1 pseudogene is annotated in these 539 nt (G+C 65.7%); it reads right to left on the bottom strand.

The window, feature by feature from the left end:
- Positions 1-539 (bottom strand): annotated as a pseudogene (locus EO174_RS00060) (xylose isomerase); the annotation flags it as partial.

Genomic DNA, 539 nt, shown 5'->3' on the forward strand with positions numbered 1-539 from the left:
GGTGCCAGCCCGCCCTGGCGCAGCACCACCAGCATCGCGCCGACGGTGTCGTACAGGTCGGTCGGGAACTGGTCGGTATCCCAGCCGTTCTGCGGGTTGCCGCGGTTGGCATCGATGCTGCCGAGCAGGCCGGCATCGGCTGCCACCTGCAGGTCGTGCTCGAAGCTGTGGCCCGACAGCGTGGCGTGGTTGGCTTCGATATTGAGCTTGAAATCCTGGTCCAGGCCGTGCTGGCGCAGGAAGCCGATCACCGTGGCGCTGTCGAAGTCGTACTGGTGCTTCATCGGCTCCATCGGCTTGGGCTCGATCAGGAAGTTGCCTTGGAAGCCGATCGCACGGCCGTAGTCGCGTGCCAGGGTCAAAAAGCGCGCCATGTTGTCCTGCTCGCGCTTCATCTGGGTGTTGTGCAGGCAGGCGTAGCCCTCGCGGCCGCCCCAGAACACGTAGTTCTCGCCACCCAGCTCGACGGTGGCATCGATCGCGGCCTTGACCTGCACCGCCGCACGCGCCACCACGTTGAAGTCCGGGTTGGTCGATGC

This window comes from Xanthomonas sp. BRIP62418 (assembly GCF_003993495.1).
In the GTDB taxonomy this organism is placed as follows: domain Bacteria; phylum Pseudomonadota; class Gammaproteobacteria; order Xanthomonadales; family Xanthomonadaceae; genus Xanthomonas; species Xanthomonas euroxanthea.